Origin of the sequence: Comamonas sp., from assembly GCF_036643215.1 — a bacterium.
In the GTDB taxonomy this organism is placed as follows: Bacteria; Pseudomonadota; Gammaproteobacteria; order Burkholderiales; family Burkholderiaceae_C; genus Comamonas.
On record NZ_JAVXSJ010000015.1, the window covers coordinates 1 to 23,768 of the forward strand.

Here is a 23,768-nt window from a genome sequence, read left to right on the forward strand (position 1 = left end):
ACGTTGTAGTCCACCACGCGCTTGACAGGGACCAATACCTTCATTGCTGCGGCTCCTTAATGATTACTGCATTGACGTTTACGTAAACTGAATTCATTTTATGCGGCACTGCAACACTCTCCACACAAGTTTTCAGTCAATCTGACCGGGTATCTGTGCTTCAGCCTTGTAGTGCGGCATGGCATAAAAAAAGAACGACCGTTCAATTTTATGCACAACCAGTGTGAAATCACGGGTCTCAGATGAGTCAACCCAGGGTAAAACCTAGGTCAAATCAAGCCATGAGCCTCGTGGCAACACCCGGCAAACCCACAAGGTACCACTGGCAAAGCCTGTGCTCGTCGTTCAAACGGACGGGCTGCGTGATTTGGCAATGCAAGCACACACCTGCAGACGGCAAAAAAGCCCTCTCACTTCCCAAAAACTATCGCCACTGCGGCTTGCGCTTTTGCGCAAAGGCCTGAGCACCCTCTTGTGCAGCAGCATCCATCATGTTGACCGCCATGGTCTGCCCAGCCAGTTGGTAGGCCGGCTCCAGCCCCATTTCACGTTGGCGATAAACCAGCTCCTTACCCATCTGAATAGCGATGCGGGGCTTGCTCACAATTCCCGCTACAAGAGCATCCACAGCTGCATCCAGCTCATCGGGATGGGCTACACGATTGAGCAAACCGTAGTGCAAAGCCGTCTGCGCATCGATGAAGTCGCCGGTCAGCAGCATCTCCATGGATTGCTTGATGGGCATGCTCCGCACCAGCGGCACGCTGGGCGTAGAGCAGAACAAGCCGTACTGAATGCCGCTGGTGGCAAAGCGTGCATCGCTGCTGGCCACGGCCAGATCGCACTGCGCCACCAACTGGCAACCTGCAGCCGTCGCAATGCCTTGCACCCTCGCAATGACGGGTACAGGCAGCTTCTGAACCGATAGCATCATGCGGCTGCACTGAGCAAACAGCTGCTGGTAGTACGCCAGCTCTGAATGCGCTGCCATGTCTTTGAGGTTATGCCCGGCGCAAAAGGCCTTGCCTTCAGCCGCCAGCACCACCACGCGGGCCTGTTCATTTTGGGCAACCGCATCCAGCGCCGTTTGCAGCTCGGTCAGCATTTCGCTGCTCAGCGCATTGAAGCGCTGCGGGTCGTTGAGGGTGATGCACACCACGCCGCGCGCATCCTGAGTCATCAGCACTAACGAATCACTCATCGTTGTCACCCTGTATTCAGACTAGATATCGGCCAGCACGCGCAGATGCGCTTCCACACTGCGTGCCAGCGGGTCCATCACATAGCCGCCTTCAAGGCAGGAGACGATGCGCCCCTTGGAAAAGCGCCGGGCAATGTCCTTGATGCGCATGGTGATCCAGGTGAAGTCGTTTTCCGTCATGCCCAGCTGGCCCATATCGTCTTCGCGGTGGGCATCAAAGCCAGCGCTGATGAAGATCATTTCGGGCTTAAAAGCTTCAAGGCGCGGAATCCACATCATCTCGACAATCTCGCGAATATCCATGCCCTTGGTATAGGCCGCCACGGGCACGTTCAGCATATTGGCTGCCGGTTCCTTGTCGCCGCTGAACGGGTAGAACGGGTGCTGAAAGATGCCGCACATCAGCACGCGGTCATCGCCCGCCAGAATGTCTTCGGTGCCGTTGCCGTGGTGCACATCAAAGTCAATCACGGCCACGCGTTTGAGGTGATGGCGATCCAGCGCGTACTTCACGCCCACAGCCACATTGTTGAAAAAACAAAAGCCCATGGCTTGGCTGCGCGTGGCATGGTGACCCGGCGGGCGCACGGAACAAAAAGCATTTTCCAGCTCGCCCGCAATCACCGCATCGGTCGCCGCCAGCGTCGCGCCTGCAGAGCGCAGCGCAGCTTTGAAGGTGTAGCGATTGATGGAGGTATCGGTGTCGAGTTGTCGGTACTCAGGCCCGCCAGCAGCCAGTTCCTGCTCCAGTCTATCGGTCAGACCCTGCAGGGCGGCGATGTGCATGGGGTCATGCGCCAGCTCCACCTCAGCCAGAGAGGCCAGAGGTGCCTCGTAGCGCGCCAGCGCGTCGCCTACACCGGTGATAAGTAATCGGTCTTCTATCGCGTCAAGCCGCGCAGGGCATTCAGGATGGCCTGGGCCCATCTCGTGCAACCAGCAGTCCCGATGGGTGAAATAACCTGTCTTGCCCACAGTCATGTCTCCGCTATCGCTTATTTAGGATATGTTTCTGTCATGCATGCACAGAACACAATTAATGCGCTTTTGAGTCAGCTTAACACGGTGATGGAGGGTAAACAGGATCAGGTCAGAGACGGCGTGGCATGCCTGTTGGCGGGTGGTCACTTGCTGATTGAGGACGTTCCTGGCGTGGGCAAGACCACGCTGGCCCACGCTCTGGCGCACAGTTTTGGCCTGCAATTTTCACGCGTGCAGTTCACCGCCGACCTCATGCCCAGCGACCTTACCGGGGTCTCCATTTACGACCGTGGACGAGAGGCTTTCGTCTTCCACCGCGGCCCGGTGTTTGCACAAGTGCTGCTGGCCGACGAAATCAACCGCGCCAGCCCCAAGACCCAGAGCGCACTGCTTGAAGCCATGGAAGAGCGCCAGGTCACCACCGAGGGCAAGACCCACAGCCTGCCCTCGCCCTTTTTTGTGATTGCCACCCAGAACCCGCTGGATCAGCTTGGCACCTTCCCCTTGCCTGAAAGCCAGCTTGACCGCTTCCTCATGCGCATCAGTCTGGGCTACCCCTCACGCGACGCCGAGCGCAAGCTGCTGACGGGTAACGGTCGCCGCTCTGCCGCTGATGCGCTGCAGCCCGTCATCAATCAAGAGCAGTTGCAGCAACTGCAAGCGGCCGCGCTGGCTGTGCATGTCAGCGATGCGCTGCTGAACTATGTGCAAGACCTGATTGCCGCCACGCGCAACGGCCAATGGTTTGCCCAAGGCCTGTCGCCACGCGCAGGCATTGCGCTGCTGCGCGCTGCCAAAACCATCGCCTTGATGGAAGGCCGCGACTATGTGGCACCTGATGATGTGCAGGCCATCTTGCCACAGGTAATTGCCCACCGGCTGGTGCCAGTAGGCCATGCCGGCCGGGGTGCTGTGGAGCAGGTGCGCGCCATGATGCAAGCCGTTCCGCTGTCTTGATGATGACGATGAAATCGCTCATGAATTTCATAGCATGAAGCGCTCTATACACAAGGGCGAGAAGCCAAAAATACCCAACATCTTTCAGAGCCTGTCTCCACGCGCCAAATTCCGCGAATGGATGTTTGCACGCCTGCCACGCTCCGACCAGTTGACGCTGACACAGAGCAATGTCTACATCCTGCCTTCGCGGGCGGGCTGGGCCATGCTGGCCACATTGATCGTGCTGCTGGTTGCTGCCATCAACTACCAGCTCAACCTTGGCTATCTGCTCACCTTCTTGCTAGCAGGCAGCGCCGCCGCCAGCATGGTGGTGGGCCACGGCAATCTGCGCGGTCTGCAACTCAGTCTGCAAACAGCAATTTCTCCCCGTGGTCATGGCGGCTGCTTTGCCCACGCACCCTGCCCCCTGCATTTCAAGCTGCACAACAGCCGCCGCACGCGCCGCTGGGGCATCGGACTGGCACTACATCAGGCGCGGCAAAGCGCCGACCATTCCGACGCGTGGAGCTGGGTTGATGTGCCTGAACTTGGCAGCACCGCCGTGCAACTGAGCTTTGTGCCCCAGCAGCGCGGCCTGCATGATTTACCGCCAGTGTCCATACTCACGCGCTACCCGCTGGGTGCCTTTCGCGTCTGGGCACTGTGGCGGCCCAAAACACCGATCTGGGTCTATCCCTCCCCTGAAGCGAATGCACCCCCTCTGCCACCCGCCAGCCCTGAAGCCGGTGGCCGCAGCAGTGCGCAAGTGCGCAGCGGCGAAGAATTTGATGGCGTGCGGGCCTATCAGACGGGCGACCCGCTCAAGCTGGTGGTGTGGAAGAAAGCCGCCCAGTCTTTTGCCGCAGGCAGCCACCAACTGGTCAGCCGCGACCGGCCGTTTGCCCACCACCACCGGCTGTGGCTAGACATTCGCCAGACCGGCCTTTCCGACCACGAGGCCCGCCTGTCGCGCTTGACCGCATGGGTGCTGATGGCAGAGCAGCAAGGCCGCACCTGGGGCCTGCGCCTGTCCGGCGGCAAAGAAATAGCCCCCGGCAGCGGTGCGCAGCACACCACGCGCTGCCTTGAAGCATTGGCGGCTTGCCCATGACGCGTTTTAAAACCCTCAACCAGCCTGCGCACAACCACTGGCTCCAGCAACTTTCAGCCCTGCCCCGCGATGCGCGGGACACTTTGTTTTTGCTGGCCGTCATCGCATGGATTTTGCTGCCGCAAATTCAGCAAATGCCATGGTGGACCAGCGCCTTCGCTGCAGCCCTGTTGCTGTGGCGCGCACGCCTGGCGCTGACCGGCGCGGCGCTGCCCAGCCGCTGGGTGCTGGCAGGCGCGCTAGCCCTTGCCATTGGCGCCACCTGGGCCACACACAAAACCATTGTGGGCCGCGATGCAGGCGTGACGCTGGTCGTCATGCTGCTGGCCCTCAAAACCCTGGAACTGCGCGCCCGGCGCGACGCCATGGTGGTGTTCTTTCTGGGCTTTTTTGTACTGCTCAGCAACTTCTTCTATTCCCAGTCGCTGCCCATCGCCGTCGCCATGGTGCTGGGCCTGATGGGGCTGCTCACCGCACTGGTTAACGCGCATATGACGGCGGGCAAACCGCCTTTGATACAGGCGCTACGCACTGCGGGCTGGCTGGCGCTCTGGGGCGCTCCGGTCATGGTCGCGCTGTTTCTGTTCTTTCCGCGCATGGCGCCGCTGTGGGGTGTGCCTTCTGACGATATGGCAGGTCGTTCTGGCCTGTCTGAGAACATGCGCGTGGGCGAGGTTGCATCGCTGGCCATGGACGACAGCGTGGCGCTGCGCATTCGCTTCGATACACCGGGCGAGAAGGAGCCGCCGGGCAACACCCTGTACTTCCGTGGCCCGGTGCTCAGCCAGTTTGATGGCCGCAACTGGCAAGCCGACACCATGGCGGAAGCCATGACTGCGCCGCAGCTGCGCGTGCGCGGCGAGCCCATTCGCTACCAGATGCTGATCGAGCCCAGCAAGCGCCGCAGGCTGACGCTGCTGGACGCCGTCAAGACCGAGCCACAGACACCGCCCGGCGCCTCCATCGGTCGCACGCGCATGACATCCAGCTTGCAGTGGCTGACCTGGCGCCCCATCACCGATGTGCTGCGCGTAGATGCGCAAAGCTATCTCGACTTCAGCTACGGCCCGCTACGGGCCACGCCAGAGCTGCAGCGCTACCTGCAACTGCCGCCCGGCAGCAACCCGCGCACACAGGCGCTGGGTGAGCAACTGCGTGCCCAGTTGGGTGCCAATGCAGACACCGGCACACTGATTGCCGCCGCACTTCAGCGCCTGAAAACCGGTGGCTATACCTACACACTGGAGCCCGGCGTGGTGGACAGCATGCATACCGCCGACGACTTCTGGTTTGACAGCAAGCAAGGCTTTTGCGAGCACATTGCCTCGGCCTTTGCCGTGCTGATGCGCGGCATGGGCGTGCCTGCGCGCATCGTCACCGGTTATCAGGGCGGCGACCGCAACAGCGTGGACAACTACTGGACCGTGCGCAACAGCGACGCCCACGCATGGACCGAGGTCTGGATTGCTGGCCAGGGCTGGAGCCGCGTGGACCCCACCGGAGCCGTGTCACCCGGGCGCGTCGGCCAGCTTCAGCGACTGAGCGCACCGCGTGGCGCGCTTGCCAGCGCCATGGGCAATTTTGTCGATAGCGGCACGCTGGAAAAGCTGCGCGCCGTATGGGAAGCTGTGAACGGCCACTGGAACCAGTGGGTCATCAACTACACGCAAAGCCGCCAACTTAATCTGCTGCAAAACCTGGGCTTTGAATCACCCAGCTGGACCGATCTGCTGCGCCTGCTGGCCGGCAGCCTCAGCGCCCTTGCGCTGCTGTGGCTGGTCTGGGCTCGCTTCACGCGCCCCCAGCGCGACGGCTGGAGCCAGCTGATGCACACGGCGCAGCAGCGCCTGCAGCGTGCAGGCATTCAAAGCAGCGCCAGCGACTCTGCCCGCAGCCTGGCACGCAGCGTGCAGACACAGTGGGGCGCAAATTCTCCTCTGGCGACGACCTTATCTGACTGGCTTCTGGACATGGAGCGGCTACGCTATGCAGCGCCGTCCACACCTGACGAGACCGCCCTCAAAACATTGCGTCAGCGCTGGCAAACCATCAAACGCCAGAGCTGGCCTACTACTCCAAAGAACTCCGAAGAACTAAAAACATGAGCATCAACCCAATGAACAACAAGCGCTTCAACGCCAAAACACTGAGCGCTTTGGCCTTGTGCCTGCTGACGGCCAGCGCCATGGCCGCACCCGCAAAAAAGACGCTCAAGAAAGCCGCGCCGATTGCCGCAGCAGCGGCGGCAGCCTCCGTGGCCTACGCCAGCCGTGACATGGCCGCACCCGCAAAAAAGACGCTCAAGAAAGCCGCGCCGATTGCCGCAGCAGCGGCGGCAGCCTCCGTGGCCTACGCCAGCCGTGATGACGCCATGCAACTTGCCGCCGACATTGCCAGCCGCCGTGACCTGCCCGCCGACTGGGTGCGTGCGCAGCTAAGCGAAGCGCGCAATCTGCCCGTGGTCACACGCCTGATGACGCCCGCAGGCAAGACCTTTGTGAAGAACTGGACGGTGTACCGCAGCCGCTTTATCGACCCCGTGCGCATTCGCGCTGGCGTGCAGTTCTGGCAGGCCAACCGCCAGGCGCTCGCGCGTGCTGAGCAGCAGTTTGGCGTGCCCGCCGAAATCATCGTCGGCATCATCGGCGTAGAAACCATTTACGGCCGCAACATGGGCAACTTCCGCGTGATGGATGCGCTGGCCACACTAACGCTGGACTTTCCGCAATCTCACCCGCGCGCGCAGGCCCGCACCGATTACTTCCGCGGCGAGCTGGAGCAGGTGCTGGTCACCGCCAACCGCACAGGCTCTGACCCGTTTGCACTGCGCGGCAGCTACGCCGGGGCCATGGGTCTGGGCCAGTTCATGCCCAGCAGCTGGGACAAATATGCCGTCGATTTTGATGGCGATGGCCGCATCGACCTGTTCAACAGCGCGACCGACGCGATTGGCTCCGTGGCCAACTACTTCATCGGCCACGGCTGGAAGCCCGGCCTGCCCACGGCCTTCACCGTCGACATGCGCGCTCAAGGCGAGAACCTCGCCACCTTGCTGGCCCCCGACATCAACCCGACCTTCACCGCCACGCAAATGGCCGAGCGCAATGTGCGCGTGCTGGGCGCTGAAAGCTATGAGCGCCCTCTCGCGCTGATTGAGCTGAAAAACGGCAGCTCAGGCCCCACCGAATACATTGCGGGCACAGAGAATTTCTACGCCATCACGCGCTACAACTGGTCGGCGTTCTATGCACTGTCCGTGATCGAGCTAGGCCGCGAAGTGCATGAGGCCTACCTCAGCAATCAGACCGCCAAAAATTAAATGGAATCAGGCTGCAGCGCTTAATTCATAAGCGCTAGCAGCTATTGATTTGATATTTTTCAAGCGCTCTCAAAACCGCTTCATCTGGCACTGGCTGGGCATCTCGGCCTTGGCGGCCGCAATCTCGCGCACCACCTTGAAGCCGTAGCCCGAGCCTTCCACATCAAAGTCCACGCCAGCGCCGCCCTGCTTTTCCATCATGCCTACCACCAGCGATTGCTGAAACTGGTGGTCTGCTGCACGCATTCGGCCTGAGCGGCCCGCGAGCTGCACCTGGGCCTGTTCCATGGCGCGGACCACGGCCACCGTGTCGGTGCTGCCGGCTTTTTCCAGACTCTGGGCCAGCGCCTCGATCATCAGCTGCATGCGCATGTGCACATAGTCATCTCGCGGATCCGGAAAGCGCTGGCGGAAGGACTGGTAAAACGCCCGGCTCTGGGCCGTTGGCACATTGGGCAGCCAGTCCGCCACGGCCAGCACCTTGCCCACGCCCGCATCGCCCAGCGCAGCTGGTGCCCCAAGTGCATTGCCGTAGAAGGTGTAAAAACGCCCTTCGTAGCCCGCCTCTCGCGCCGCCTTGACCAGCAGCATCAAGTCATTACCCCAGTTACCCGTAATCACGGCCTGCGCGCCGCTTTGCTTGATCTTGACGGCATAGGGCGCAAAGTCTTTGACCCGGCCCACAGGGTGCAGCTCATCGCCCACGATACGCACATCAGGCCGCTGCGCCGCCAGCTGGCGTCTGGCCTCGCGCAGCACGGCCTGACCAAAGCTGTAGTCCTGCCCGATCAGATAGGCGCTTTGCACCGCTTTATCGTCTTTGATGACCTCCATCAGCGCTGCCATACGCATGTCGGCATGGGCATCAAAGCGGAAGTGCCAGAAGCTGCAGCGCTCATTGGTCAGCGCCGGGTCTACCGCCGAATAATTCAGATACAGCACACGGCGCGACGGGTCGCGGCTGTTGTGCTTTTCAATCGCATCCAGCAGCGCCGCCGCAGTGGCCGATGAATTGCCCTGCATGATGATGCGCGCACCGTTGTCTATGGCTGCGCGCAGGGCCGACAGCGCTTCTTCGTTCTGGCCCTTGCTGTCATAGCGTTCAATTACCAGTGTGTGACTGCCATCCGGCAGGCGCACACCACCATGCGCATTCACGCGCTCGGTCGCCCACAGCAGGTTGCGAAAAACGGCCTCTCCCGTATTCGCAAACGGGCCCGAAAGACTCTCCACCAGCGCCAGCTTGATGGGGGGCAACACCTGCTTTGGAGAAGCAGCAAAAGCAGCCCCCACAGCCCCCAACGGCGCGCATAGTAGTGGCAACTGCAGATATTTCAAGACATCACGGCGCAATTTATTCATCAAAAAAACCTCTTGAAATGCGCTTGCCACCACCTACCTGTAAACCAAGCGGCAACAACGCAAGCCGCGCAGTTTAAAGGAGTTAAACACCATGTTCTTCGCCCCTGTAATGAGCCGTAATACCTTTGTATCCCCTCGCGCCGCCGACCTGGCACTGCAGCGTTTTCTGCAAGACAGCCTGGGAGCCGCAAGCCCCGTACAACGCCAGGTTCAAGTCAGCCGCGATGAAAAATTCACGACCTTGACGCTCGATGTTCCAGGCCTGGCACGCGAGCAGCTCAAGCTCTCGATTGAAGGTGCGCTGGTCAAGCTCGAAAGCGTGGAAGGTGCGCCCCGCCAGGTCAGATACACCTGGGAGCTGGACCATGAAGTCGATGCCGCCAACAGCAAGGCAAAACTGGAGCATGGCGTGCTGACGCTGGCTCTGGCCAAGCTTGAACCACAGTCCAAAGCTGTGACCTTGAGCATCGAATAAGCGCTGTTTACCGCCGACCAGTCAGCCTCATCCTTTCTTCCATCTTCTCTTAGCAGGGGCTGACCGGAAAGCACAAAGCCCGCAATGCGCAAGCACTGCGGGCTTTTTTGCGAATGGGTTAACGGCTTCCAGGACTTACCGCACATCCGTTGAATAGTTTCTGACAGCCGTTGGGTAGCCCTCAGCGTCTTTGGAAGATTTGCTATCTGCCCAGTAAAGTGACTTCTCCGCCCCTGTATCTTTGATAGCAAGAATCGATTTGGTCAGATTGCCAGGGGCCTCTTTCGCGGCAGGATCAAGAACGATGGAATTGTTGCTCACGTCATAGCGGTTGAATTTTGCTTCTACACGAGCTACGTCGCTCCAACCAGTAATGCTGCTGGCGCTCCATACCAGATCATAGATATACGTTACGGTACCTACATGTTGCGTGCAGTTGCCGTCGCTGAATAAGCTGTGCTGGCGAGCCATGCTCGTCTCAGTAAATGTCACATCATCAATGCGAAACGAGCCTTTGCCAGAATCTGCAGCAGGAACCAGATCCCAGTTGCTGGAGCAGCCAGTTTGGCTTTTCCAGACACCAAAAAATAGCTTACCGGCAGAGTCCGCTTGACCTCCGCCAGCTGGTGCAAGAGCCTCGCTTGTAGCTCCGCCTTGCGTGCCAGCCGCAGGAGTACTTGCGCTGTCTCCTCCGCCACCACAGCCAGCCAATGTAGCCACCACGGCTACACATGCTGTCCATCCTGCCCAGTTCTGATTCATGGCTTCTTCCTGTTCTGCTTAGTCAACGCCGCATGCTCGCAGCGAATGCGTCTTACGATTTGCCAAGTCCAGTATGTCCGACAGACCTGTTTATCGGCTGCAGCGTCAGCTTTAGCAAACAGTGCCTTACGGCCTTGAAACTCATCCTCTTTTTTGACAAAGCTCTTTATAGACAAAGGCTTCCCGCTACTCAATCAAGAGCAAATAGCACCAAGTCATCACTATTTTTGACATCCTGCTCTTGATCAATGAGCGACTCTGGTGCAGCAGCTTCTACGGGTTTGATTGGCTTGTTGACCTACAACCACGCACTTCAAACTTGTGGGGGGCAGATGCAGGCTCCTGCCCAACAATACTCCGCATGCCGCTAAACGGCATTACTCCCCGATCTCATTTTTCAAGGCTGATCACAATGGCAAAAGTTCTGGTGCTGTATTACTCCATGTACGGTCATATCGAAACCATGGCCCAAGCCGTGGCGGAAGGTGCTCGTAGCGTTGCGGGCGCCGAGGTCACCATCAAGCGTGTGCCCGAGACCATGCCCGAAGATGTTTTCAAAAATGCAGGCGGCAAGGCCAATCAGGTAGCGCCTGTCGCCAGCCCCATGGAGCTGGCCGACTACGACGCCATTCTGTTTGGCGTCCCCACCCGCTTTGGCAATATGCCGGGCCAGATGCGCACCTTCTTCGACCAGACCGGCGGCCTGTGGGTCAAGGGCGCACTGGTCAACAAGCTAGGCAGCGTTTTCACATCCACCGGCTCTGGCGGCGGTCAGGAGATGACGGCCACAACCACCTGGGCAACTCTCGCCCACCACGGCATGATCATTGTTCCGCTGGGCTTTCCTCTGCCCGAGCAGACCAATCTGGCTGCCGTCAAGGGCGGCAACTCGCCCTACGGTGCATCGACAATTGCAGGACCCGACGGCTCGCGCCAGCCTCATCCTGACGAGCTGAGCATTGCCCGCTATCAAGGACAGAATGTGGCCAAACTGGCGGTAAAGCTTGCGGGATAAGCGCGAGTAGCTATGAAAAAAGCAGCCTTCGGGCTGCTTTTTATTGACTTGCTATGGATCGCTTACTTGAGCGAGTCCAGCGGCCAGCGCGGCTTCACATCAAACGCGTATTCATGCTGGGCTTGCTCACGCCCGGCCTGTATACGCATGGCAGCGGCCATGGCAATCATGGCACCGTTGTCGGTGCATAGATGCAGTTCGGGGTAATGCACACGAATCTTGAGCTTGGCGCAGGCTTCGTTGAGTTGCTCACGCAGATGCTTGTTGGCTCCCACGCCACCAGCGACCACCACGCGCTTCATATGGGTCTGTTTAAGAGCGGCCATGGTCTTCTTGACCAGCACTTCCACAATGGCGGCCTGCGTGCTGGCGGCCAGATCGGCCTTGCGCTCTTCCAGCTCGTCGCCCAGCTTTTTGGCCTGCGTCAGCACAGCCGTCTTCAAGCCCGCGAATGAGAAATCCAGATCACCCGAGTGCAGCAAGGGGCGCGGCAGCTTGAAGGCCTTGGGGTCACCAGCCTCGGCCAGTTTGGAGAGCACGGGGCCGCCGGGATAGGGCAGACCCATGAGCTTGGCGGATTTGTCAAACGCCTCACCCGCTGCGTCATCAATGGTCTCACCCAGGATTTCGTATTCGCCCACGCTGTCCACACGCATGATCTGGGTGTGTCCGCCCGAAACCAGCAAGGCGATGAACGGAAACTCTGGCGGGTCTTCACTCAGAAAGGGCGATAGCAAATGCCCTTCAAGGTGATGCACACCCAGCACGGGCTTATCAAGCGCCGCCGCCATGGCGCAGGCCGCGCCAGAGCCCACCAGCAGGGCGCCAGCAAGGCCGGGGCCGCGCGTAAAGGCAACGACATCGACGCTATCCAGCTCCACGCCTGCATCCGCCAGCACTTTTTCGGTCAGCGGCAGCACACGGCGAATATGGTCGCGGCTGGCTAGCTCGGGCACCACGCCGCCATAGGCGCGGTGCATTTCAATCTGGCTATGCAGCGCATGGCTCAGCAAGGTGGGCACACCTTGGCCGTCGGATGTGCGCACCAGGGCCACACCGGTTTCATCACAAGAAGATTCGATTCCCAGGATCAGCAAACTCATGGGCGCAAGTGTAGAACTTGCGCCCTCCAGATGCAGGAAAGACGGACATTAGCCCTGTCCGCCTTCACTATTCAAACGATAGCTGCTCGCGCTTATTTGACGTGCGGCGAGCCGGAAATATAGTGTTCCAGCTGATCGATGGTGAACTGCTGCGCCGAGATGATTTCCTTGACGATGTCGCCAATGGAGATCAGCCCCTGCAGCTTGCGGGACTCGTTGATCACGGGCAGGTGGCGCATGCGGTTGTTGGTCATCAGCGCCATGCACTCTTCGCTGGTCTGGCGCGGCAGCACGCAATGCACCTTGCGCGTCATGACCTCATCCACCCGGGTGCTGGCAGAGCTGCGGCCCTGCAGCGCGATCTTGCGGGCGTAATCACGCTCGGTCACGATGCCCGCGATCTCGCCACCTTCCAGCACCAGCAACGCGCCAATGCTTTTATCAGCCATGAGCTGCAGCGCAGTCAGCATGGTGTCGGAGGGAGAGACGCTGTGAATGGTGCTGTTGCCCTTGGCACGCAGAATTTCGGCTACGGTCGTCATCTGATTCTCCTTTCAGAATAGGCAGTCATGCACAACGCATGAGAACACAACCAGTGTGAAAGCCTTGCTGCATTGCGGCAATCAGGCGATGCCCGCATAAAAAAAGGCAGCCGACGCTGCCTTTTTTGTGCAATGCGACTGAACGCTTAACGACGGCCACCCAGCAGGCTGCCGCCCAGCTTGAACAGATCGCCCACATCCAGCTTGCCGTCGCCATTCTGGTCAAGCAGGCTGCCCAGAATGCCGCCAGCCATGCCGCCTTGCGACTGAATCTGGCTGCGTTCCTGACCCAGAGCACTGCCCAGATCACTAGCGCCCATGCCCTGCGACTGCACGCGGTTGGCCAGGAAGGACATGACCAGAGGAGCCAGCATGGCCAGCAGTTGGCCGGAGTTTCCGCCCAGACCTGTAGCTTGCCCCAGCTGGGACTCAGCCTGCTGCTGCTGGCCGCCGAAGATATTGCCCAGAATCGAGCCACCTGCGCCAGCACCGCCACCGGCACCGCCCAACAAGCCGCCAAGCAGACCGCCCAGACCACCGGCTGCGCCCGCACCGCCACCTGCGCCACCGAGCAAACCGCCCAGCAGACCACCCAAGTCCATCGCACCATTGGCACTGGTGTGATCGCGCTGCAGCGCACCAAACAGATCGGCCGCACCCTGAGGCTGCGCCGAGTTCTGGCCCAGAGCACCGAACAGCATGGGCAGTGCCACGCCTACGGCTTGCTCGGTCTGCACAGAGTCCAGGCCCAGTTGCTGGGCCAAGCCTTGCATGGGGGCGCCTTGCAGTTGGCCCATCAATTCGTCGGTCAAAGATGCGGTCATGTCGATTGCTCCTGAAAAAACAGCGCTCATAGTAAGCGTGTAGCGTGGCGAAAAATTGTCATCAATGTTCCGCAGCTGTCAATGCCTCAAAAACACCATGGGCTGTGCTAAGCCACTCAGACGCCAGACCATCGTCTCATGAACGCCTCCGAATGTAAGAGATCAATGAAAACTGATGGCGCACGAAAGATGAATACCAAGCGACGCCATGCATGCGCAGCCATGCCGGATGAAGCTCAATATTTGGGTCGACCGAGGCATTTGCTTGCCCTTGATATCGCGTAGTTAACAAGACAGTAAAGCGCCGCCACAACCAGGTACACAGGCACCAGAGAGTTGTAGTTAGCGATGAGCACCTTGGCGTTCTGCATGAGTTCACCGTAGGTGACAACGTAGCCGAAGGTGGTGTCCTTCACCACGATGACCAGTTGTGCGACCAGTGCCGGGACAATGTATCGAAGGGCCTGGGGGAAAACGACGAAGAAAAAAACCTGGGCTTCTGTCAGCCCCAGGCTTCGCCCAGCATCGGTCTGACCGCGGGGCACAGCGAGCACGCCTGCACGATACACCTCGGCCACTACGGCAGCGGTACTCAGGCCAACGGGCAAGGTCAACATCCAATAGGTGCTCAGCTTCAGCCCGACAGACGGGAGCACGAGGAAACACACATAGATGAGCAGCAGCGTCGGTGTGCCGCGCAGGAACTCGATGACTGCGATGCTCGGCCAGCGCACAAGCCGCGACCTGGCCAGCCGCCCCAGCAATAGCACCAGCCCGAGGGTCAGCGCGATGACGGCAGCCATGGCCGCCGATGCCAGCGTACCGAGCAGACCTTTGGCAAGGAAAGCCCAGGTCGTAGACCAAGCGAAGAATTCCCAGAATGAGGCTTCAAGCTGCCCTGCAGAATGAAACTGGAGCGCAACACCCCCAGCCAGCAAAAGCAGCACGATGGCCAAGATCACGCTCATCACCCGGGTTGTGAGCTTGGCCTGTGGGCTTGGAGCCCCAAACAGAATGTCTTCCACAGGGCGGCTCATCGCAATACCCGCACTTTCTTTTCCAGCATGGAGCCAGCCCAGGCAATGAACAAACCCGTCAGCACGTACATGGCCGCGGCCACTGCAAATGCGGCAATGCCGACTGCAGAATCGTTCGCGATTTTGGACACAAGCGTGGTGAGCTCCCGGCCTGGGAAAGGCACCTGCGACGCCAGCGAGGTCGAAAGCATCAGCGCAATGAGCAGCGAGGTCATCGGCTGCACCACCGCGCGCAGCGCCTGCGGCAAGACCACCGCAGAGATGATCTGCATCGGCCGCATGCCAAGGCTGAGTGCGGCCTCAATCTGGCTGCCAGGAATGGTGTTGATGCCCGCGCGCAAGTAGTCCGCGGTGAAAGCAGAGCAGACCAGCGTCAGCGTCAGGATCACGCTGGGTTCATAGTCAATCAAGATGTTGAGATCAGGCAGCGCGAATACGATGAAGATCAGCAGCGCGACGCTGGGAATATTGCGAAAGATCTCGACATAGCCGGTCAGAACAAAGCGCAGCGGTGGCAGCGGAAGAAGCCTAAGCACCGCCACGACCATGCCCAGCAAGAACCCGGGCACGAACGAGACGAGCGTGAGCTTCCATGTCAGAAAGAGGGCCTGCCCGAAGGCAGGCCCATGGTCGGCCAGCAGCCTGTAAACATCACCCATCGTTTATGGGAGAGCTGGCGGCGTAGGAACCGCCGTGCTACCGGTACGCTGCCCGATAGAAACCATCCAGAGTTTGGCCCAGGTGCCATCAGCTTCCAGCTTTTTCAGGAAGGCATTGATGAAAGCCACACCGTCAGAGCCCTTGGGCAGTCCAACGCCGTAGGGGTCCAGCGCACCAAAAGGCGCACCCGCCAGCCGTGCATTGCTGGCGCCAAGGCTCAGGGCATTAAGCAGCAACGTGTAATCGGTCACATAGGCATCCACACGTCCCTGGCGCATTGCATCAAGCGATTCCTGATGCGTCTGAAACTCTTGCACGACCGCCTTGCTTGCGTACTGCGCCAGAATTGCAGGCCCTGTGGAGCCGGCCTGCGTGGCGACCTTCTTGCCCGCCAGATCGTTGTACGACTGGATCGTCTTGTTGTTCGCCTTAACCAGCACCCCGGTCTGGGAGTTGTAGTAAGGGCCGGCGAACGAGATTTTTTCAGCGCGGGCGGGGGTGATGGAGTAGGTGGCAAACACCATGTCCACCTGATTGTTGATGAGCACCTGCTCACGCGTGGACGAAGTCACCTGTGTGAACTGGTACTTGGCCCCATCGCCCAGGATGTAGCGAGTGATGAGCTGAGCCAGACCCATGTCAAAGCCACGAATCTTGCCGTCTTTTTCGTTGAGCAGCGAGAACAGGTTCGAGGTTTGCGTGCTGCCAAGGCGCAGCGTGCCGGCCTGCTTGATCTTGCTGGCCCAGGTGCTTGACGCAATGGTCGCAGCGCTGGCAACCGGGCCCTGGGCAACCAGCGCGTCGTACGCCGCTGCATTGATGGGTGTGCCTTGCGCGAAAAGTGTCCCACTGGTGACAAGCGCCAGAGCCATCACAGTCGGTTTCAGAATTGCTTTGATCGACATGCGACCCTCTTAAATGGTGTTACTTAAATCAATATATAGCAGTTATGAGTGCGTAAGCGGCCATACGGTCAGCCGCTCCTTCTGATTTAGATATAACCAAATGGTCTGATGGAGCATGTTTTTTATGGCGACAATTACATGAATCATGAGCATCAGCCATTACATCAAGGAAATCGGTCGCGGCACCAAGGGTGCGCGTTCTCTTACGCGTGCGCAAGCCTGTGATTTGATGGGCCAGGTACTGGATGGCCAAGCCAGCGATCTGGAGCTGGGCGGCTTTTGCATTGCCATGCGCTTCAAGGGCGAAAGCACTGAAGAACTGGCCGGCTTTCTTGATGCCACCCAGCAGCGCCTGCCCGCATGGCCGCAGGCGACCACGGCCCAGCCCGTGGTCGTCATCCCCAGCTACAACGGCTCGCGCAAGCTGGCCAATCTCACGCCGCTGCTGGCCGGCCTGCTCACAAAAAAAGGCCTGCCCGTGCTGGTGCACGGCTGCAATACCGACGACAAACGCCTTGGCACGGGCGAGGTCTGGCAGCAACTGGGCTGGACCAGCGTTGAACGCCCCACCGCGCTTGAGGCCGGAGACAAGGTCTGGATGCAGACCCGCCACCTGCTGGCACCGCTTGCGCGGCTGCTGCAAATTCGCCGCCAGATGGGCCTGCGCAACCCAGCGCACAGCATCGTCAAGCTGCTGGACCCCATCCATGGGCCTGATACGACCCGCTCCGGTCTGGTGCTGGCCAGTTACACCCACCCGGCCTATGCCCTGCCCATGGCCGAGACCTTAGCTCTGCGCAACACCAGCGCCCTGCTGGTGCGCGGCACCGAGGGCGAAGCCGTAGCCGCCCCGCACCGCGAGCCTGCCAGCATAGGCGTGATAGCCGGTGAGATTTGTTTTGAGCGCTCTGCCATTCATAGCAGCCAGCTCATATTGGGTGCGGAGAATACCCCGCCAGAGCAAGATTTAAATGCCCAGCAAACCGCTCAGCTGACTGAAGAAATGCTGAGCGGCCAGCGCCCTGTACCCGCGCCTATTGCGCAGCAGGTCGAACAAATTGTGGCGCTGCACCACGCCATGCAAACCAACAATGCGCAAGGCCGCGCCTCACTGCAAGCCTTTAACCGCAGCCCCGACTGAAAGCACCGACATGTTCGCCCACACTCCGACGACTCTCTCTCACGGCTCCTGCACACTGGTGGGCGCGGGCCCTGGCGACCCGGACCTGCTGACCATTAAAGCGGCCAAAGCCATTGCGGCAGCCAGCGTGCTGTTTGTCGATGATCTGGTCAGCGATGCCATCATGGCCCACGCCAGCCCTGAGGCACGCGTCGTTTATGTAGGCAAGCGCGGCGGCTGCAAGAGCACACCGCAGGCCTTTATTGAGAAGCTGATGATTGCCGCCGTGCAAGAGGGCGAGCGCGTGGTGCGCCTCAAGGGCGGAGACCCCTTCATCTTTGGCCGCGGTGGCGAAGAGGTGGAGCACCTGCGCGAGGCAGGCATTGCGGTAGAAGTCATCAACGGCATCACCTCCGGCCTTGCCGGACTGACCAGCCTGGGCGCCCCGCTGACCCACCGTGACCGCGCCCACGGCGTGCTCTTCATGACCGGTCACGCCAAGCCCGGCGACAGCGGCCCCGACTGGCGCCAGATTGCCACCACCGCCCATGCGGCCAAGCTGACGCTGGTGATCTACATGGGTGTGAGCAGCGTGGACCGCATCAGCGACGAGCTGATGAGTGGCTTGCCCGGCAGCACGCCTGTGGCAATCATCCAGCATGCAAGCTTGCCCCATCAGCGCCATGCGCTCACTTTTTTGAAAGATTTACCGCAGTGCATTGCCGATGAAAAACTGGGTAGCCCCAGCATCATCGTGGTGGGCGATGTGGTGCGCGGCATTGCCGCATGGCAGGTAGAGCATGGCCAGCGACTCGTCGCCTGAGCATGTACCCAGCAAAAAGGCCGCATCAAGCGGCCTTTTTCAATGGAGTGTTTCAGCTTAAGCAGCCGTCGCGCCGGTTTCCACGCGAATCTGGGCAAAGCGCTCGGCCATGTCCTTGCGCAGTTCCTTGCGGATGATGGCGGCTTGCCAGCGGCGCTTTTCTTCATCGTTCTCCAGCTGCAGCTGGGGCACGGGTGCCGGCTTTTTGTCGTCATCGACCGCCACCATGGTGAAGAAGCAGCTGTTCACATGGCGCACCACCTTGTCACGGATTTCTTCGGCAATCACCTTGATGCCGATTTCCATCGATGACTTACCGGTGTGATTCACGCTGGCGAGGAAGGTCACCAGCTCGCCCACATGGATGGGCTGCAAAAACATGACCTGATCCACGCTCAAGGTCACTACATAGCGACCGGCATAGCGACTGGCGCAGGCATAGGCGACCTGGTCAAGCAGCTTCAGGATGGCTCCGCCGTGCACGTTGCCGGAGAAGTTGGCCATGTCAGGGGACATGAGCACGGTCATGCTGAGCTGGTGGGAAGGTGTATTCATGGGGCGCGATTCTAGAAGTGATCCTTTGCTCATGCTTGGCGCCCGCACATACCCCAACAGCGCAACAGGCTGCATGCGGACTTTCCTCCGAGCGCCCTCAAACAAGACGCTCGGGCGCAGCAGACATATCTCCTCCGGGGATTTCTGGGGCTTTGTGGTGGACGAGCCGGGAATCTGAGCCATCTGGGACAATCTGCGCTTCCCTTTTCGTGCTTCAGCGCCCTGCCCGCCGTGTCTTCCTCCTCTCAGGCCCCCTCTCAGATTTTTGACGCCATCATCATTGGCGCCGGTGCCGCCGGCCTGTTCTGCGCTGCCCGTGCAGGCCAGCAAGGCTTGAAAGTGCTGCTCATCGACCACGCACCCAAGGTGGCTGAAAAAATCCGCATCTCGGGCGGCGGTCGCTGCAACTTCACCAACCGCGATCTGGATGTGCGCGCACCGCACAAGCACTTTGTCGGTCAGAACCCGCAGTTCTGCCGCTCCGCCCTCTCGCGCTTCACTCCGGCAGACTTCATCGCGCTGATGGACAAGCACAGCATTGCCCACCACGAAAAGCACAAGGGTCAGCTGTTTGCCGATCGCTCGGCAGAGGACATCATCGCCATGCTGCAGACCGAATGCAGCTCAGGCGGCGTGCAGCACTGGCAGCCTTGCCAGGTCAAAAAAATAGCATTTTCGGCCTCAACTTCAGATACATCAAGCGCAAGCAGCTATCAAATTGAGACGGATCGTGGTCTGGTGCAGACGAGCAATCTGGTCATTGCTACGGGCGGCCTGAGCATTCCCAAGATTGGCGCGACGGACTTTGGCTACCGGCTGGCCCAGCAGTTTGATCTGCCACTGATTGAACGCACACCCGGGCTCGTGCCCATGACCTTTGATGGCGACGGCTGGCAGCCCTATGCCGGACTCTCGGGCCTGGCCCTGCCGGTAGAGATCAGCACCGGCAGCAAGAAGGAACGCATGGCCTTTAATGAAGACCTGCTGTTCACCCACCGCGGCCTGTCTGGCCCGGCCGTGCTGCAAATCTCCAGCTACTGGAAGCCCGGCACACCACTGCAGGTCAACCTGCTGCCCGGCGTGGACCTACTGGAAGTGCTGACCCAAGCCAAGCTCAACTCGCGCAAGCTGGTGGCCAATGAACTGGCCGCCCACCTGCCCGCCCGTCTGGCCGATGCCTGGGTGAGCCGCATGCCCGAACTGCAGCGCCCCATCAACGAAGCCAGCGACAAGGCCCTGACCAAACTGGCAGAGCAGTTGAGCCGCTGGGAAATCACGCCCACGGGCACCGAAGGCTACAAAAAGGCCGAAGTGACCTTGGGCGGCGTGGACACCAAGGTGCTGTCTCAGCAAACCATGGAATGCAAAACCCAGCCGGGCCTGTACTTCATTGGCGAGGTGGTGGACATCACCGGCTGGCTGGGCGGCTACAACTTTCAATGGGCCTGGGCCAGCGCTGCGGCCTGCGCGCAGGCCATGGCCGAGAAAAACAGCGCCTGAATGGCCTTCAGCCATTATTCTGAAAGCGGTAGCCGCTATAAAAAAAGGATGGCCTGGCCATCCTTTTTTCGTTCAGACCCCGAATTGATCAGGCAGTGAACTCTGGTCCCGCATAGTTCTCCGGTACCTTGAGTGATCCCGCCACAATCGCGGCCGAAGTCTTGGCCACGCGCTCGCGCACGCTGGCAGCCACATCCTTGCCCATGGTCAACCGCACGGCTGCCGGGTCGCTGAGACCAATCTTGTGAATGCCGGGGCCGGGTGCGCCGCGCTGCTGCATGTCCTTGACGGCCAGGAAAGCGCCAATGCCCACATCAGCCCAGGCCGAAGCCACGAACACCTGCGAATCCACTGCCGTCCAGTCAATCACATTGCCGATTTGGCGCGTACCAGCTTCGCGGCAAGCCTGAGTCACGCCATTGCGGCCGGAGTTAAGCATGGTGAAGATTACATCGGCACCCGCTGCCATCTGGGCCTTGGCAATGCGGTGCGACAGGGCGTTATCGTCCTGATCGCCCGAGAAATTCGTCAGCAATTTAACCTTGGGGTCGGTATCGCGCACGCCCGCTGCATAGGCCGCACGGCCCTTGAGGCCTGGCGGCACGCGAATGCCGGACATATGGCCGACCACACCGGTCTTGGTGGTGAGCGCGGCCAGCACACCGGCCAGATAGGCCGACTCTTCCTGCAGCACGTCGTAGCTCGAAAGGTTGGCGGCCTGCACCGTACCCTGAGTCACCACAAACTGGGTCTTGGGGTTGCGCGCAGCAGCCTCCACGGCGGCCTGATTGTTTTGGCCACCATGCGCTATCACCAGCTGCGCGCCCTGCTCGGCCAGCTGATTGAGTGCGGGCAGCAGCAGCTCTTTGCGCGGTGCCATGCCATCGAGAAAACGGGTTTGCACGCCCAGTTCCTCACGCGCCTTTTCAAGGCCGCGCCAACCGGCTTCCATGAAGCCCTTGTCACTGCGCGAACCGGCAAACAGTCCACCCACCACCAAAGAAGATACCGACGCAGCTTGTGCCGACACACCGGCTTTGCTGGCGCAGGCCGTCAACGCCAGCAAGCCCGGTACGGCAACGCTTGTAGCCAGCCATTGACGACGTGAAAGAAGAGACGAATGAGAAAGACTGGACACGATAAAAGCTCCTGGGACACAGAAAACCGTCCCGCACATCAATGCGGAACTACTCATTTCTTGACCTGAGTCATGAAATTTATTTTTCAAACTGTATGCACTTTTAGTGCACACATTGCTACCAAGAAACCCCCGATCCACCATCACCAGACATTGCTTTTGGGAAGCACGACCTTCTTGAATTTCGTATTCGCGATAATCAGCAGATAGCGCTTTGCCACGCTCCGAAACCGCTCAGGCAGTACGACGAAGCCCCGTCACATGCTGCTCGGCACTGCGAAAACAGCGCGACATATGCAAAAGCGAGCATCATCGCGATGCAATCCGCCAAGCGGTCAACTCTTGGTTTATAATGCTCGACTTTGCTGGCATTACCCCGTCGGCCATACTAGTTAAAAAGTGGCGGGGAAAACCGCTGTACATGGCTCTCAGGCGCGATCTTCCCGGGAACCCTCTGTCGGCACAGATATATCTGGAAATTGAATGACTACTATCCGCGTCAAAGAAAACGAACCTCATGAAGTTGCTCTGCGCCGCTTCAAGCGCACTATCGAAAAGCTGGGTCTGCTGACCGACCTGCGCGCACGTGAGTTCTACGAAAAGCCTACAGCCGAGCGCAAGCGCAAGAAGGCTGCTGCCGTGAAGCGCCACTACAAGCGCGTTCGCAGCATGCAACTGCCTAAGAAGCTGTACTAATCGTTGATTAGGACTAGCCGGCCGTAAAACAGCCGAAAACCCGCGCTCGGGACGCCAGGCGCGGGTTTTTTGTTTTCTGGCCACTGCGGGTAATGTTGATTGCTGCGCAGTGACCTCCAAGCCATTGCGTAATCAAGCATATGCAACAAGGTCATCGCTTGATTTCACAATGGCCTACACTAAGGAGAAAGCCATGAGCTTGAAAGCCCAGATTACCGAAGACATGAAGACCGCCATGCGCGCCAAGGACAGCGTTCGCCTTGGCACCATCCGCCTGCTGCAGGCCGCGATGAAGCAAAAAGAAGTGGACGAGCGCATTGAGCTGGACGACGCAGCCATCATCGCCATAGTCGACAAGCTGCTCAAGCAGCGCAAGGACTCCATTACCGCTTTTGAATCCGCCAACCGCCAGGACCTGGCCGATGTGGAAAAGGCCGAGATGGAAGTGCTCAAGGTCTACCTGCCCGTGCGCATGACCGAAGCCGAAATCACCGCCGCCGTGCAAGCCATCGTGGCCGATCTGGGTGCCACTGGCCCCGGCGACATGGGCAAGGTGATGGGCGCCGTCAAGACTCAGCTGGCTGGCAAGGCCGATATGGGTCTGGTGTCTGCTGCCGTGAAGGCCTCGCTGAGCCAATAATCAGCGCGCATCAAAATTAGAAGCTGCTTGCGCTGGTATTGCAGGCATTTCAGAAAGGAAACTATCTGAAGTGTTTGAATATCATGCGCCAGCAGCTTCTTTTTTGATAGTGACACTCAATACTTGCACCGCTTGCTGGCGAAAGTATTCTTGCAGAAACTCCACGCAAACGCGCACCTTGGCTGAGCGCTCCAGCCGCGTCGGGTACACAGCCCAGATATTGGCCTCCTGCCGCCATTCGGGCAACAACTGTACCAACCGCCTCGCCTGCAGGTCCGCAGCCACATCCCAGAGCGAGCGCAGCACAATACCGTGGCCATCACGCGCCCATTGCACGGCCATTTCGCCATGATTGGTCGATAGCGGCCCTGTCACTTTCACGCTGCGCTCTTGCGCACCCGCACGCAGCTTCCACACACCGAACGGGTGATCACGCTCCTTGATGACCAGGCAGTCGTGACCCGCCAGCTCATCGATCGTGCGGGGGCTGCCGCGCCGCTGCAGATAGGCTGGCGCGGCGCACAGTACGCGGTGGTTGTCGGCCAGATGCCGGGCAATCAGATGCGGCGCGATCTCGTCGCCCACGCGCACATCCAGATCAAAGCCTTCAGCCGCCACATCCACAATGCGGTCAAACACCTCCAGCCGCAGCTGCAGCGCCGGGTATTGCGCAATCAGCTGCGACAGTGCAGGCGCCACCACGTTGCGGCCAAAGCCAAAGCTGGTGGATACGCGCAGCAGCCCGCGCGGCTGGCGGCGCGTCACGTCCACCTCCTGCAGCAGATGTTCGACCTCATCCAGAATGCGCTGCGCCCAGTGGTAGACGCGCTCGCCCTGCTCGGTCACCGCCACGCGCCGCGTGGTGCGGTGCAGCAGCTTGACACCTAGTTCCTCCTCCAGCAACCGAATGCGTTTGCTGACATAGGCCGGAGAGGCACTGTGCGCCGCAGCCGCTTCGGCAAAGCTGGCCTTGCGCACCACGGTAGTGAAGACGCGCAGGTCTTCTGGCGAGGGCATTTTCCGCACGATGTGTAAACAATCAAACCACGATCAGGCGATT

The 23,768-nt window shown here is 59.9% G+C and carries 24 protein-coding genes; 11 read left to right on the forward strand and 13 right to left on the reverse strand.

Features of this window, described 5'->3' with window-relative positions; genetic code table 11:
• Nucleotides 1–424: 424 nt before the first annotated feature.
• Both RSF91_RS11765 and RSF91_RS11770 read right to left on the reverse strand, forming a co-directional pair.
• A complete protein-coding gene (locus tag RSF91_RS11765) occupies nucleotides 425–1,201 on the reverse strand; it encodes an enoyl-CoA hydratase (RefSeq protein WP_332568597.1) in 777 nt (258 codons plus the stop codon).
• A gap of 21 nt (nucleotides 1,202–1,222) precedes the next feature.
• The gene (locus tag RSF91_RS11770) at nucleotides 1,223–2,182 is read right to left on the reverse strand and encodes a histone deacetylase family protein (RefSeq protein ID WP_332568598.1); all 960 of its coding nucleotides are present in this window, start codon (nucleotides 2,180–2,182) and stop codon (nucleotides 1,223–1,225) included.
• 36 nt (nucleotides 2,183–2,218) lie between these two features.
• On the opposite strand from RSF91_RS11770, the gene RSF91_RS11775 reads away from it, so the two are divergent.
• The 4 genes from RSF91_RS11775 to mltB are packed head-to-tail and all read left to right on the forward strand — an operon-like array spanning nucleotide 2,219 to nucleotide 7,551.
• Nucleotides 2,219–3,139, forward strand: coding sequence for an AAA family ATPase (locus tag RSF91_RS11775; protein ID WP_332568599.1), 921 nt, complete (start codon nucleotides 2,219–2,221; stop codon nucleotides 3,137–3,139).
• A 34-nt stretch (nucleotides 3,140–3,173) separates the two neighbouring features.
• A complete protein-coding gene (locus tag RSF91_RS11780) occupies nucleotides 3,174–4,232 on the forward strand; it encodes a DUF58 domain-containing protein (RefSeq protein ID WP_332568600.1) in 1,059 nt (352 codons plus the stop codon).
• On the forward strand, nucleotides 4,229–6,337 hold the full coding sequence (locus tag RSF91_RS11785; RefSeq protein ID WP_332568601.1) for a transglutaminase family protein: 2,109 nt from the start codon (nucleotides 4,229–4,231) through the stop codon (nucleotides 6,335–6,337). Before RSF91_RS11780 ends, RSF91_RS11785 begins: the two co-directional genes overlap by 4 nt.
• A complete protein-coding gene (gene mltB / locus RSF91_RS11790; protein ID WP_332568602.1) occupies nucleotides 6,334–7,551 on the forward strand; it encodes a lytic murein transglycosylase B in 1,218 nt (405 codons plus the stop codon). The genes RSF91_RS11785 and mltB overlap by 4 nt, the downstream gene beginning before the upstream one ends.
• 69 nt (nucleotides 7,552–7,620) lie before the next feature.
• Here the strand turns inward: mltB and RSF91_RS11795 are convergent, their stop codons facing one another.
• Nucleotides 7,621–8,913, reverse strand: coding sequence for a branched-chain amino acid ABC transporter substrate-binding protein (locus RSF91_RS11795; RefSeq protein ID WP_332568603.1), 1,293 nt, complete (start codon nucleotides 8,911–8,913; stop codon nucleotides 7,621–7,623).
• A gap of 91 nt (nucleotides 8,914–9,004) precedes the next feature.
• Here RSF91_RS11795 and RSF91_RS11800 point away from each other — a divergent pair, with 91 nt between their 5' ends.
• Nucleotides 9,005–9,388 carry an Hsp20/alpha crystallin family protein gene (locus RSF91_RS11800; protein WP_332568604.1) on the forward strand — a complete coding sequence of 128 codons (384 nt, stop codon included), beginning with the start codon at nucleotides 9,005–9,007 and terminating at the stop codon, nucleotides 9,386–9,388.
• Between the two features lie 135 nt (nucleotides 9,389–9,523).
• Here the strand turns inward: RSF91_RS11800 and RSF91_RS11805 are convergent, their stop codons facing one another.
• A complete protein-coding gene (locus RSF91_RS11805; RefSeq protein ID WP_332568605.1) occupies nucleotides 9,524–10,150 on the reverse strand; it encodes a hypothetical protein in 627 nt (208 codons plus the stop codon).
• Between the two features lie 412 nt (nucleotides 10,151–10,562).
• Here RSF91_RS11805 and wrbA point away from each other — a divergent pair, with 412 nt between their 5' ends.
• A complete protein-coding gene (gene wrbA, locus RSF91_RS11810) occupies nucleotides 10,563–11,165 on the forward strand; it encodes an NAD(P)H:quinone oxidoreductase (protein ID WP_332568606.1) in 603 nt (200 codons plus the stop codon).
• Nucleotides 11,166–11,227: 62 nt separating this feature from the next.
• Here wrbA and tsaD read toward each other — a convergent pair whose 3' ends face one another.
• The 6 genes from tsaD to RSF91_RS11840 form a co-directional block, all read right to left on the reverse strand.
• Complete coding sequence (gene tsaD / locus RSF91_RS11815) at nucleotides 11,228–12,268, reverse strand: tRNA (adenosine(37)-N6)-threonylcarbamoyltransferase complex transferase subunit TsaD (protein WP_332568607.1); 1,041 nt, start codon at nucleotides 12,266–12,268, stop codon at nucleotides 11,228–11,230.
• Between the two features lie 92 nt (nucleotides 12,269–12,360).
• Nucleotides 12,361–12,810 (reverse strand): CBS domain-containing protein, encoded by a 450-nt coding sequence (locus tag RSF91_RS11820; protein ID WP_332568608.1) that lies wholly within the window; start codon nucleotides 12,808–12,810, stop codon nucleotides 12,361–12,363.
• A gap of 146 nt (nucleotides 12,811–12,956) precedes the next feature.
• Nucleotides 12,957–13,640 carry a DUF937 domain-containing protein gene (locus tag RSF91_RS11825; RefSeq protein ID WP_332568677.1) on the reverse strand — a complete coding sequence of 228 codons (684 nt, stop codon included), beginning with the start codon at nucleotides 13,638–13,640 and terminating at the stop codon, nucleotides 12,957–12,959.
• Between the two features lie 230 nt (nucleotides 13,641–13,870).
• Nucleotides 13,871–14,671: an amino acid ABC transporter permease gene (locus RSF91_RS11830; RefSeq protein WP_332568609.1), complete on the reverse strand. Its 801-nt coding sequence runs from the start codon at nucleotides 14,669–14,671 to the stop codon at nucleotides 13,871–13,873.
• Nucleotides 14,668–15,330 (reverse strand): amino acid ABC transporter permease, encoded by a 663-nt coding sequence (locus tag RSF91_RS11835; protein WP_332568610.1) that lies wholly within the window; start codon nucleotides 15,328–15,330, stop codon nucleotides 14,668–14,670. Before RSF91_RS11835 ends, RSF91_RS11830 begins: the two co-directional genes overlap by 4 nt.
• A gap of 3 nt (nucleotides 15,331–15,333) precedes the next feature.
• The gene (locus RSF91_RS11840; RefSeq protein WP_332568611.1) at nucleotides 15,334–16,236 is read right to left on the reverse strand and encodes a glutamate ABC transporter substrate-binding protein; all 903 of its coding nucleotides are present in this window, start codon (nucleotides 16,234–16,236) and stop codon (nucleotides 15,334–15,336) included.
• A gap of 145 nt (nucleotides 16,237–16,381) precedes the next feature.
• Here RSF91_RS11840 and ybiB point away from each other — a divergent pair, with 145 nt between their 5' ends.
• Together ybiB and cobA are read left to right on the forward strand one after the other, a co-directional pair.
• A complete protein-coding gene (ybiB, locus tag RSF91_RS11845; RefSeq protein ID WP_332568612.1) occupies nucleotides 16,382–17,377 on the forward strand; it encodes a DNA-binding protein YbiB in 996 nt (331 codons plus the stop codon).
• Between the two features lie 10 nt (nucleotides 17,378–17,387).
• Complete coding sequence (gene cobA, locus RSF91_RS11850; protein WP_332568613.1) at nucleotides 17,388–18,179, forward strand: uroporphyrinogen-III C-methyltransferase; 792 nt, start codon at nucleotides 17,388–17,390, stop codon at nucleotides 18,177–18,179.
• Nucleotides 18,180–18,236: 57 nt separating this feature from the next.
• On the opposite strand, the gene RSF91_RS11855 is transcribed toward cobA, so the two are convergent.
• Entirely contained in the window at nucleotides 18,237–18,734 is a 498-nt protein-coding gene (locus RSF91_RS11855; protein ID WP_332568614.1) for an acyl-CoA thioesterase, read from the reverse strand.
• A gap of 231 nt (nucleotides 18,735–18,965) precedes the next feature.
• On the opposite strand from RSF91_RS11855, the gene RSF91_RS11860 reads away from it, so the two are divergent.
• The gene (locus RSF91_RS11860; RefSeq protein ID WP_332568615.1) at nucleotides 18,966–20,234 is read left to right on the forward strand and encodes an NAD(P)/FAD-dependent oxidoreductase; all 1,269 of its coding nucleotides are present in this window, start codon (nucleotides 18,966–18,968) and stop codon (nucleotides 20,232–20,234) included.
• 88 nt (nucleotides 20,235–20,322) lie between these two features.
• Here the strand turns inward: RSF91_RS11860 and RSF91_RS11865 are convergent, their stop codons facing one another.
• Nucleotides 20,323–21,372, reverse strand: a complete 1,050-nt coding sequence (locus tag RSF91_RS11865; protein WP_332568616.1) for a BMP family protein — start codon at nucleotides 21,370–21,372, stop codon at nucleotides 20,323–20,325.
• Between the two features lie 483 nt (nucleotides 21,373–21,855).
• Between RSF91_RS11865 and rpsU the strand changes: the two genes are divergently transcribed.
• Together rpsU and RSF91_RS11875 are read left to right on the forward strand one after the other, a co-directional pair.
• Nucleotides 21,856–22,068, forward strand: a complete 213-nt coding sequence (gene rpsU / locus RSF91_RS11870) for a 30S ribosomal protein S21 (protein ID WP_099736161.1) — start codon at nucleotides 21,856–21,858, stop codon at nucleotides 22,066–22,068.
• 193 nt (nucleotides 22,069–22,261) lie between these two features.
• Entirely contained in the window at nucleotides 22,262–22,708 is a 447-nt protein-coding gene (locus RSF91_RS11875) for a GatB/YqeY domain-containing protein (protein ID WP_332568617.1), read from the forward strand.
• A gap of 81 nt (nucleotides 22,709–22,789) precedes the next feature.
• Here the strand turns inward: RSF91_RS11875 and RSF91_RS11880 are convergent, their stop codons facing one another.
• The gene (locus RSF91_RS11880) at nucleotides 22,790–23,725 is read right to left on the reverse strand and encodes a LysR substrate-binding domain-containing protein (protein ID WP_332568678.1); all 936 of its coding nucleotides are present in this window, start codon (nucleotides 23,723–23,725) and stop codon (nucleotides 22,790–22,792) included.
• Nucleotides 23,726–23,768 lie beyond the last annotated feature (43 nt).